Consider the following 11,075-nt stretch of genomic DNA (forward strand, 5'->3'; position numbering starts at 1 on the left):
GCTTTCTGGTGGACAAAAACAACGTATCGCAATTGCCCGTGGTCTTGCCATGAATCCTGAACTCTTGCTCTTTGATGAACCAACGTCAGCCCTTGACCCAGAGACTATTGGTGATGTGCTTGCGGTTATGCAAAACCTTGCCAAAGGTGGCATGAACATGGTTGTCGTAACCCACGAAATGGGCTTTGCCCGTAGTGTGGCTGACCGTATTATTTTCATGGCCGAAGGTCAAGTTCTTGTAGATACTACGGATGTGGATGGTTTCTTCGACAATCCAACTGAACCCCGTGCGGTTCAATTCCTTTCTAAGATTATCGACCACAACTCTGATCGTGTCCAAGTGGACGCCTAAGGAGGACTTATGTTAATCAAGAAACTTAGTCGCATTTTAGCTATCTCTGTTATAGCTTTTGTAGCAGTTCTCCTCTGGAACACTAAAAGTAGTCAGGCAGATGAAAGCAGTAAACTACTCAATAGTGCTGCAATTCAAAAAATTGTCAAAAAAGGGACTCTAAACGTTGGTGTCAAACAGGATGTCCCAAACTTTGGTTACTACTCAGCCAAAACTAATACCTATCAAGGTATAGAAATTGACCTCGCTAAGAAAATCGCCAAAGAACTTAAGGTTAAGGTGAATTTTACAGCGGTTACCCCACAAACTCGTGAAGCCCTTATGGACAACGGGACTATTGACATGCTTATCGCTACTTATACCATTACAGATGAGCGTAAGGCTTCATATGCCATGTCAACTCCTTACTACTACGACCAGATCGGTTTCCTCGTTCAAACCAAATCTGGCTATAAGAAACTTTCTGACCTAAACGGTAAAACTATTGGAGTGTCTCAAGGGTCATCTGCCAAAGCTGCTGTTGAAGAGTACGCTTCAGCTAATAACCTTAAGTTTGACTACGTTCAACTCGGATCTTATCCTGAGTTAGCCGTATCACTCTATGCTTACCGTATTGACGCTTTTGCTGGTGATAAATCAATCTTGTCAGGTTACGAAAGTGATAAAACCAAGATCCTTGATGAAGGTTTCAAAACACAAGAATACGGTATTGCCTCAAGCAAGTCTAACCAAGAGTTGATTGATTATACCAACGATTTGATTGCTAAATGGCAAAAAGATGGTAGCCTTCAAAAACTCTACGATAAGTATCACTTGAAACCAGCTAAGGCTGAAGATAAATAGAAAGGAGTCCTGAATTTATGTATCTTTTAACTGAAACGGCTAGTCCTTTCGCTCTTGAACGTTGGGCTGCTTTCTTCGCTAACTTTGGGCAGTTTGCCAAAGGTTTCTTTTACACTCTTGGTATTTCGATTGGTGCCTTGATTGTTGCCCTTCTTCTTGGGCTTATCTTTGGGGCTATGAGCTCTACTCACAACAAGGTCCTTCGTGGCATTTCACGTGTTTATGTCGAAATCTTCCAGAACACACCCTTGCTTGTGCAATTCGTGGTTGTCTTCTATGGGATTTCAATCTTGACTGATGGCCATGTCATGATCCCAATTTCATTGACAGCTATCCTTTGTGTGGGGGTCTACACAGGAGCCTATATCTCTGAAATTATTCGTACAGGTATCGAGGCGGTTCCTAAAGGCCAAACCGAAGCGGCTTTGTCTCAAGGATTCACCTACGCTGATACCATGCGTATCATCATCTTGCCTCAAGCTGTGCGTACTATCTTGCCACCATTGACCAACCAAGTGGTTAACTTGATTAAGAATACTTCAACAGTTGCCATTATCTCTGGGGCAGATATCATGTTCACTGCTAAGGCCTGGGCTTATGATACCACTAACTATGTGCCGGCCTTTGCTGGGGCTGCCTTCCTCTACTTTATTATGTGTTTCCCTCTTGCTACTTGGGCACGTCGTAAAGAAGAAGAGAATAAGAAAGCTTACTAAGGAGATCCACTATGTCAGAAGTTTTATCAGCTACTAACCTTAAATTCTTGGCACAAGGGATGTGGACGACCCTTTACTTGTCTTTCTTCATCATCGTGCTATCTACCCTGTTCGGAACAATTCTGGCGGTGATGCGTAACGGAAAGAATCCTATCCTTCGTTGGATAGCTTCTATCTACGTTGAGTTCGTCCGTAACGTTCCTAACTTGCTTTGGATTTTCATCATTTTCTTGGTCTTCCAACTCAAGTCAACTGCTGCAGGGATTACCTCTTTCACGGTCTTTACCTCTGCTGCCTTGGCGGAAATCATTCGTGGGGGACTGAACTCTATCGACCATGGCCAAACGGAAGCCGGCTTGTCTCAAGGATTTAACAACAAACAAATTTTTATTTACATCATCTTCCCACAAGCTATTCGTAAGATGTTACCATCTATCATTTCTCAATTCGTAACAGTTATCAAGGATACTTCTTTCCTTTACTCTGTTATCGCCTTACAAGAATTGTTTGGTAAGAGTCAGATTTTGATGGGTGGTTACTACGAACCTAGCCAAATCTTTACCTTATACGGAATTGTGGCTTTAGCTTATTTCGTGGTTAACTTTGCTATTTCTAGCTACTCTCGCTACCTCTCTAAACAATGGGAGCAAGCTAGTGAATAAAACAAAAAACTCACCTACGGGTGGGTTTCTTGTTTTTCTGGATACTAAAAACGACTCCTATTGGAGTCGTTTGTTTCGTTAATTCACCGTTACTTTACCTGAATAATAATCTAGGGTAATTCCCTGTTGTACATTTGGAACGAAGACGTTGAACTCAAGCGAGCCATCTGCTGACTTGGCTTCAAGATGTGATCCTGATGGAATCAGGTTATCTCCTTCATAAATGAGGGTAACGCGATAACGGACACGTTTGTTTTTATCCTGAGCTTTTCGTACCAGGCTTTCATAATAATTTTGGCCTGTGGAAGTTTCGCTATTAGCTTGGTTAGCCCAAGCAGTTTGAACAGCAATATTCTCTGGATTTGAAGTTGAGGCATCAAATCCTTTGAGACCACCTACTAGAGCATAACCTAACAAATGACCTCGGTCTACGGCATGACTATACTCTCCTGAAAGATTGTGAACTTGATGCCATCCAGCTGGTGTCCAAGAAGTTGAGCCATTCCCCGTTTCTTGACGATTTTTGTACTGTCTGGTCGCTTTACTTAACAAGGCATTAGCTACTGTAGGAACCGTTTGTCCTTGAACTGTTTTGACTTGGTTATTTGCATAGGGTTGACTAGATACCTTAGCATTAAGATTGGTCTTATTACCGTTAACAATATAGGCACCAGCACCATTCCATTCTATGGCGTTTCCTAGTTGACTCTTGACGGAGCTCGTCATCACCGTCTCAGCGAGCTGCTCTTGTGGCGTAGACTGCCCACTTGTTGAGCCGTTTGATTTGGCGGAGTTATTGGATTTTCCCGAGACTAGACTAGCTACCTGCTTGATTGGATTGTTAGGTGAGAGCTTATTGCTCGTTCCAATGTAACCTAACACTGCAATCAAGACCGCTATTAGTAACGAGACTAGTTGACGTTTCTGTTTATTTGTTAAAGATGTCTTTCTTTTTGCCATTGTTCTCTTTCTTTTATATGAATGTCATGACTAAAGGAGCGGGATTACTTCCCACTCCCTTTTATTTTCCTGTAAATTTAGCAACAATTGCCTGCCAAGTTTCTGGTTTTAAGATGCTTATCGGATCCTTGCCCTCTCCTAAAACAGCATAGCCAACCATCAAACCGATAGCTAGAAAAGCAAGGCCAATCATACACACACTTAAAACAAGTAATAATTGACGAAAAACATAGCCTTTACCTGTTTCCATACTAAGCCTCACTTACACGTGAAATATTTGCTCCTAGTTTAGCTAGTTTCTCATGGAATTGATAGTAACCACGATCCAAGTGTGTCAATTTACCAACAGTCGTTGTTCCTTCAGCTACCATTCCTGTAAGAATAAGTGCTGCCGAAGCTCGAAGGTCAGTAGACATAACTTGAGCACCTTGAAGTGGCAAACCACCGTGAATCATAGCCGTATCACGAAGGATTTCTGAATGAAGTCCCATACGACGCATTTCTTCCAAGTGTTGGAAGCGATTCTCAAAAACAGTTTCAATCATGGTTGATTCCCCGTTTACCACTGCCATAAGTGCTGTAAATTGAGCCTGCATGTCAGTTGGGAAACCTGGGTGAGGTAGAGTTTTAACGGTTACTGGTTTCAATTGAGAAACATCAGATTTAACACGAATGCCGCCTTCTTCTTCCTTAACATCGACACCCATTTCCAATAATTTTGAAATCAAAGGACGGTTATGTTCCCAGATAGCATCTTTGATGAGGACATCTCCAGAAGTCATGGCCGCTGCTACCATAAAGGTACCTGCTTCAATACGGTCCTGAACAACTGCATGTTTAGTACCATGGAGAGCTTTAACACCTTTAATCACGAGTGTTTCAGTTCCAGCACCTTTAACGTCTGCTCCCATCTCGTTAAGAAGAAGGGCCAAGTCAACAATTTCTGGTTCACGCGCAGCATTTTCAATGGTTGTAACACCATCAGCCAAAGTTGCTGCCATCATAAGGTTTTGAGTGGCACCAACAGATGGGAAGTCCATATAAATAGTTGCACCTTTAAGGTTTTCTGCTGTCGCAGTAATGTCACCACCAACTTGGGTAATTTTAGCACCCATTGCTTCTAAACCTTTGAGGTGGAGGTCGATTGGACGACTACCAATCGTACAACCGCCAGGCATTGAGACCTTAGCATGACCATTACGAGCAAGAATAGGTCCAAGAACTACGATTGACGCACGCATCTTGCTAACATACTCATATGGTGCTTGATCGAGAATTTCTCCACTAGCATCAACGACAACGGTATTGTTTTCCTCGTCAAAGTCTACAGCAATATCTAAACCACGAACAACATTATTCATCGTGTAAACATCTGACAAGATTGGAACATTAGTTAAGGTTGTTTGACCTTCCGAGGCCAAGATAGTCGCCGCCAACAAAGGAAGGACAGCGTTTTTAGCACCTTCAATGACAACCTCACCACTTAATCGAGTGTTGCCACCCTGCACAATAATTTTATCCATAAGGATTCCTTTCAAGGGTCATTTTCATCTTTTTGTATTATATCAAAAGTCTTTTAAAATCACTAATTTAAGAAATCGAGCTAGCCATATTCTGTCCAAAAGCTAAAACCGACAGAACAAAGGAGCTGATAAGATAGCCTAAGGCAATACTGATAAAGAGCAAAAAGAGTTTCAATTTTCCAGTATTTTCAATTGGATTTTTGATAATCTTCGCCCAATCAAAGAGGCTAATCAGCATTTGGTAGCTCAATCCTATAAATACAAGGTGACTCGCCAAAGTGACGAATTGATTAATAATAGTCATGGTACTATTATACCATAGAAAGCTAAGCTAAAACATAAAAAGAGGGTGAGACAGTTCTAAACATTTATCATATACAATCAAAAAACTTCCCTTAATATCTGTTTCTAGAGAACAGCTTTAGGGAAGTTTCTAAGTTATTCGTGATTAATAACTACTTTGTAATTTTTCTTAATACTCTAGCTATTTAAAAGACTTTTATCAATTAACGTTCTTAAATACTGAAAAAGAATACAATCACCATCTCATATTAATAGCTCAATAGTATACCTTCAAATTTACTTAAAGTATTCTTCTATTCAAACTAAATACTATAATGATAATTTAAAAAAATTCCATGGTAACCAAAGTAATAATTGCAGAATCATAATAATTATTTACTGGTAGGTTCTGCATAAAAACAATTTTATTTTGCTGAACCAATTTCAAATATCCTGAATCTTTATCAGCTGCAAGAGCAATTGGTGCTTTAAAACATGCAGCCTGATGGTCATCTAAAAAATTACCATCTAAATTATAATTAGAAAAAATATTCTTCTGTGTCATGAAGAAATCCAATAGCTTACTGAGGACTCTCTGACTCTTTTCATCGTTACTTTGTGTAAGATTGTATGGAAGACGACAAGCGTTATAAGAATAAGTAGAGTCAAACTGGGAGGAGATAGTATGAGGCTTAACATTACGAACTCCCGATTGGTCAACCCAGATAAAATCTGGAATTAATCCGGTTTCTGTTTGAGAACTAATTGTTTCCAGACTGCTTAACATCTTATCGCTAATACTCAACCATTTTTTATCTTTAGTAACTTCATAAAATGATTGGAATTGCTTTGGTAAAGCATCAGATGTTCTCATTAGATTATAATACTTTGAATCTCTGTTTGCCCAGTTCCCAACAGTTAAGATTCCAGTATTTTCATTATAATTATATTTGAGAATATCCTGCAAGATAGCCTTAGACTGCGTTTGATACTCGTCTTTCTGACTTGGCCACTGTTTTGAGGCTTCAATTAAAGCATAAGCAATATAAAGATCTCCGTCCGTTGCATTGTGTTCGTCAACATTTTTAGAACTCTTTTGAACAATTTGTTCCCAAGACATCAATTGACTTCCTTCAATACGATGAGATAAATAATATTTGTAGAGTCTTTCAAAATCTTGTTGACTCGCTAGACCTTTCTGAGCCGCTCTAACAGTTATTAGCATCCCGTAACTTTGGGACTCCGAGAGTACAATGTCCTTATCTTTATCATTTGTAGTTTTGATATAAGCTTCATTACCATCTTTTACTACGAAGTGTCTCTCCCACTGTTGGTAAATCCTATTACGAATATCTGTCTTGGTTTTAATTCTTACTGAAAACATCAAAAAAACAAATAGACCTAGGGTTACTATAAACCAAAAATATTTAAAGTATTTTATTTTCATATACACTCCTATTCTGCAAAACGTTTAGTTTTAACCCATGTTGTTCCTTCACGATGAAGAACTTTATCCATGATAATAGACCACAACGAATCTAAAGAAACAATAATGAACAACTGTGCGTAACTAAAATAAGAGAGAATCGCTAGCCAAACTTGCTTACTTGTCGCTTGTCCGAATTGCGATGCTAACGCAACATTGATTTGTAATAAATACAAACCAATCATTAATAGCCAATTAAATAACATCAATTGAGCTATGTATATATTACTTGCATCAAATGCAAACGGAATTTGTATAGTAGGAAAGAAAGGATGTAAAATAATAGCTAAAACATTGGCAAAGAAAATTAAATCTGATAAGACAATCGCTCCATTAAACCAGAAGAAAATACAAGAGTAATTAGCAACTTCTAGTTTTACTCGCCAATTTCCTTTACCGAACAAGTGTTTAAAATTTGATAAAACAACTTCGTAATTACCTTTGGCCCAACGTTTTCGTTGCATATAGTAACTTTTAAGGGTCTCAGGTTCTTGTTGAAACGCCTCGGAATTATATGCCAATGCAATTAATTTACCGCTTTGCATAATCTTGAAGGAAATATCTGTATCTTCTGTTAAAGCACCATTTCTCCAACCACCAATACTTTTTACAAAATCAGTTTGAATAATAAAATTAGTACCTGGAATACGACCTATTTTAAACAAATGCCACATTCCAACATGGTGTACACGTTGCGTTACGACAATTTCTTGATTTATACAACGTGTTAAGAAATTTTGTTTTGCATTTCTTGTTTTATTCCGTCCAAAAGCAGCTACTCTTCTTTCTGGATCTTTTAAAACTTCCTTAACTAAAAAGTAAAGTGCATTCTTTTCAGGCATGGCATCCGCATCATAAATACAAATATAATCACCTTCTGCCATCTTGAGCGCATCATTAAGAACGCCCGCTTTTCCACCAGTTCCTTTGCGGTTAATAATTGTGATATTACGACCTTCATATTCTGGTAATGCCTGAACAGATAAACACTCTTCATAAGTACTATCTGAACAATTGTCCGCAAATAAAAGTAACTCAACTTTGTCATGTGGATAATTCAAATTTAATATAGCTTTGGCAGTCTGTGCAATAACGACATCTTCATTATGTGCTGGAACGACAATAGTAACCTTTGGATAATAAGGCAATGCTTTCTTATCTACTTTAAAATCACTATGCTTTAGCCAAAAATGAACACCAGAAACTAGGATAACTACTCCCCAAATTAAAGAAATCCAAATTGATACTAGCGTAAAAATCATTAAAAATTGACTAACCATGTTCCACCGCCTTGAAATTATGGGAAACACGTTCATAGATAATTGTATACTGGATAAATAAAACTATGAAAGTAATAACAAAAAGAAGACTAATAGATAAAGCAAATACAAAAAACAAATTAGTAATGGTCATAATTTTTCCCCCTAATATTCAACAATTATATCCGTCTCTAGTTGACGGTTTAAATTGCTAATTAACTCACTATAATCATCAAATTTTTTTAAATTATTCTTATTAATTTCAAGAAATCCTGTCTGAAATTGAATACTTTGATGATTATTTCCCCAATCGAATGTTATCCCTTTTAACTGTCTTTCAAGACTATTTTTATAAAAATCATTTAAGTTTCTTGAATCATTTTTTGATAAAATTAAGAAACTTCCATCAGCAACATAAAAAATTTGCTCAAAACGATTCAATTGTTTTGAAATTTTAAGATAAATACTAGTAATCAAATGATTATATTCTCGAGGATCCAATTCAAAAAACTGTTCTTCATGAGAGTAATGAATCAAAAGTGCATTAATAAATTTATTCTCATTCAATTTAATTTCTTTTAATACTGCTTGATAAGATTTTCTAGCTTTTCTTTCCTCAATTTGAACAGAAGAAATATATTTATAAAAATAAGACTTAATCTTTGATAAAATTCCAAGCAACAAAGGAAAACTAAAAATAAGTACTAAAGTATCTTGAAGTGATATATAGACAACACCACTAACCAAAATAAAAATACTTAAAGCAAAACTTAAAATTATCATCCAGGTAATCAGAAGTTCAGATAAAAAACATACTGCACCAATACCTAGAACCAGAAGGATAGACTCAAACATAAAGTACTCAGGATTGAATTGATAACAATAAGAAAACAATAAAGCTTCAAAGAAAATCAAAAATAAAATCCAATACCAGACTTTTTTATCTTTTTTCACACCTAATCTCCCCCTTCATGGAACTCTGAAACAGAATCTGCTAAATTAAAGTACACTTTAATAGCTTGAACTATTCTTTCAGCTGCTTTTCCATCACCATAAGGATTGGGAGCTTCAGACATTTCTTTATATAGAGCTTCATCTGTTAAAAGCGACTCCATTGCTTCTTTCACTTTTTTTGTATCTGTCCCGACAAGTTTCAGTGTCCCAGCTTTAACACCTTCTGGACGTTCCGTTGTATCTCGTAATACTAAGACAGGCTTTCCAAGTGAGGGAGCTTCTTCTTGAACGCCACCTGAATCCGACATAATAAAATAACTTCTAGATGCTAAATTATGGAAATCAAAAACATCCAAAGGAGCAATTAGATGAATTCTATCATGGTCACCCAAAACTTCTTTCGCTACTGCTTGTACAGAGGGACTCAAATGAACAGGATAAACTACTTCAATCTCAGGATGGTTATCAACCATTAGTCGAAGAGTTTTGAATACTCGATGCATTGGCTCACCTTGATTTTCTCTACGGTGCATCGTTACTAAAATAATCTTTCTTCTATCATCAATTTTATCTAGAACTTCATGATAATAATTATCTTTAACTGTTAGTTTTAGGGCATCTATCGCTGTATTACCAGTGACATAAATAGCCTCTTTTTTATGATTTTCTGACAATAAATTAGCCTTACTTTCTTGAGTAGGTGCAAAATATAAATCAGAAAAGCTATCAGTCATCTGACGGTTCATTTCCTCTGGATATGGTGAATATTTATCGTATGTTCTAAGTCCAGCCTCAACATGGCCGATACTTACTTTATTGTAAAATGCAACTAAGCCGGCAGCAAAAGTTGTTGTTGTATCACCATGAACTAAAACCAAATCAGGTTTTTCTTTTCTTACAACAGGATCAAATTTAGACAAAATTTTAGAAGTAATTTCCTGAAGCGATTGATTTTTCCCCATGATATCCAAATCATAATCAGGAACTATTTCAAAAGTATCCAAAACTTGATCAAGCATCTGACGATGTTGTGCTGTCACCACTGTAATAGTATTAATAGTTTCTTGATGTTTTTTCAACTCAAGAATTAACGGCGCCATTTTTATTGCCTCTGGCCTCGTTCCAAAGACAACCATAATATTTAATTTTCCCATTAAATCCCCCTATAACCTATACAAAATCAATATAATATTGACATATAAAACTTTACATAAACACTTTATTTTTCCAAACAAAATAGATAAAACTATTTATCTTTTAAAAAAAGCACTAAAGGGTATACTCTTATCATTGGTCTTCTTAAGTAAGTTATGTAAAGTAGATAAAGAAAAAAAGTCTCAATAAAAGACAATCATAACTAATAAAATCAAGAAATTAAGACAAAAGAATCCTAAATGTAAAGCATCAAAAGATAGTAATATTAGAAACCATTTTAATCTTTACTTCCCAATTTAAAAAATAGACTATTTGATAAATAAAAAAACTGCAGGACAAAAAACGCTTTGCTAATAAAAGTGCTTTTGAATCCAGCAGTATTGCTAACTTATATATTTCATAATAACTTCTCCCCATTTTAAAGAGCGTCCCCTTTACTTACGCTCTATCCCTATCTTATAAACTGAAACATCGGAATGACATACCTATCCAACATCATGTAGCAATAAACACAGATAAGTTGCATTTAACCCCCTTCCCCAAAGGGATTAAAGATGACTAACAAGGCTGCTCCAAATTACTAGTACCAATGTTTCATATTCATATAGATGGTATAATTATAGCATGTTATTTTTTTTTTTCAACCTTTTTCAATTTTTTATTATTTTAATTATTTTGTAATTATTTTAAAAGGTATCTCTAATTAACTATTCCTACTTAATATATATTTAAGAGGTATTTATATATCTTACTAAATTTTCAATTAATCAAACATTTATCCATCAACCTACTTGGTATATAGTCAAAACCACTCGTTCTCTATACTCCCCGCTCCCGAAAAAAGTTAGACAAATAATCATAACCACCCGTCTAACGGGTGGTT

Annotated in this window: 12 protein-coding genes; 4 read left to right on the forward strand and 8 right to left on the reverse strand. The window is 36.4% G+C overall.

From position 1 onward, the window contains the following. The 4 genes from HMPREF2571_RS02585 to HMPREF2571_RS02600 all read left to right on the forward strand — a co-directional run. The coding region (locus HMPREF2571_RS02585) for an ATP-binding cassette domain-containing protein (protein WP_141760056.1) at positions 1-352 on the forward strand (352 nt) is incomplete at its 5' end. 9 nt (positions 353-361) lie between these two features. Continuing rightward, entirely contained in the window at positions 362-1,195 is an 834-nt protein-coding gene (locus HMPREF2571_RS02590; RefSeq protein ID WP_013990682.1) for a transporter substrate-binding domain-containing protein, read from the forward strand. Positions 1,196-1,212: 17 nt separating this feature from the next. Continuing rightward, the gene (locus HMPREF2571_RS02595; RefSeq protein ID WP_002886251.1) at positions 1,213-1,911 is read left to right on the forward strand and encodes an amino acid ABC transporter permease; all 699 of its coding nucleotides are present in this window, start codon (positions 1,213-1,215) and stop codon (positions 1,909-1,911) included. A gap of 11 nt (positions 1,912-1,922) precedes the next feature. Next, complete coding sequence (locus HMPREF2571_RS02600; RefSeq protein ID WP_002886253.1) at positions 1,923-2,573, forward strand: amino acid ABC transporter permease; 651 nt, start codon at positions 1,923-1,925, stop codon at positions 2,571-2,573. A gap of 78 nt (positions 2,574-2,651) precedes the next feature. On the opposite strand, the gene HMPREF2571_RS02605 is transcribed toward HMPREF2571_RS02600, so the two are convergent. The 8 genes from HMPREF2571_RS02605 to wecB form a co-directional block, all read right to left on the reverse strand. Beyond that, a complete protein-coding gene (locus HMPREF2571_RS02605) occupies positions 2,652-3,533 on the reverse strand; it encodes a DNA/RNA non-specific endonuclease (RefSeq protein ID WP_013990683.1) in 882 nt (293 codons plus the stop codon). Between the two features lie 61 nt (positions 3,534-3,594). After that, positions 3,595-3,783, reverse strand: a complete 189-nt coding sequence (locus HMPREF2571_RS02610) for a DNA-directed RNA polymerase subunit beta (protein WP_070847135.1) — start codon at positions 3,781-3,783, stop codon at positions 3,595-3,597. Between the two features lies 1 nt (position 3,784). Beyond that, a complete protein-coding gene (gene murA / locus HMPREF2571_RS02615; RefSeq protein ID WP_013990685.1) occupies positions 3,785-5,056 on the reverse strand; it encodes a UDP-N-acetylglucosamine 1-carboxyvinyltransferase in 1,272 nt (423 codons plus the stop codon). A gap of 67 nt (positions 5,057-5,123) precedes the next feature. Continuing rightward, the gene (locus tag HMPREF2571_RS02620; protein ID WP_013990686.1) at positions 5,124-5,360 is read right to left on the reverse strand and encodes a DUF1146 family protein; all 237 of its coding nucleotides are present in this window, start codon (positions 5,358-5,360) and stop codon (positions 5,124-5,126) included. Between the two features lie 321 nt (positions 5,361-5,681). After that, positions 5,682-6,785 (reverse strand): family 8 glycosyl hydrolase, encoded by a 1,104-nt coding sequence (locus HMPREF2571_RS02625; protein ID WP_013990687.1) that lies wholly within the window; start codon positions 6,783-6,785, stop codon positions 5,682-5,684. A gap of 8 nt (positions 6,786-6,793) precedes the next feature. Next, positions 6,794-8,104, reverse strand: coding sequence for a glycosyltransferase family 2 protein (locus HMPREF2571_RS02630; RefSeq protein ID WP_014633211.1), 1,311 nt, complete (start codon positions 8,102-8,104; stop codon positions 6,794-6,796). A gap of 144 nt (positions 8,105-8,248) precedes the next feature. Further along, positions 8,249-9,037 (reverse strand): hypothetical protein, encoded by a 789-nt coding sequence (locus tag HMPREF2571_RS02635; protein ID WP_013990690.1) that lies wholly within the window; start codon positions 9,035-9,037, stop codon positions 8,249-8,251. Between the two features lie 2 nt (positions 9,038-9,039). After that, positions 9,040-10,191, reverse strand: a complete 1,152-nt coding sequence (wecB, locus tag HMPREF2571_RS02640; protein WP_013990691.1) for a non-hydrolyzing UDP-N-acetylglucosamine 2-epimerase — start codon at positions 10,189-10,191, stop codon at positions 9,040-9,042. Positions 10,192-11,075: the final 884 nt, after the last annotated feature.

The sequence above is a fragment of the Streptococcus sp. HMSC068F04 genome, assembly GCF_001837455.1.
Lineage (GTDB): Bacteria > Bacillota > Bacilli > Lactobacillales > Streptococcaceae > Streptococcus > Streptococcus salivarius_D.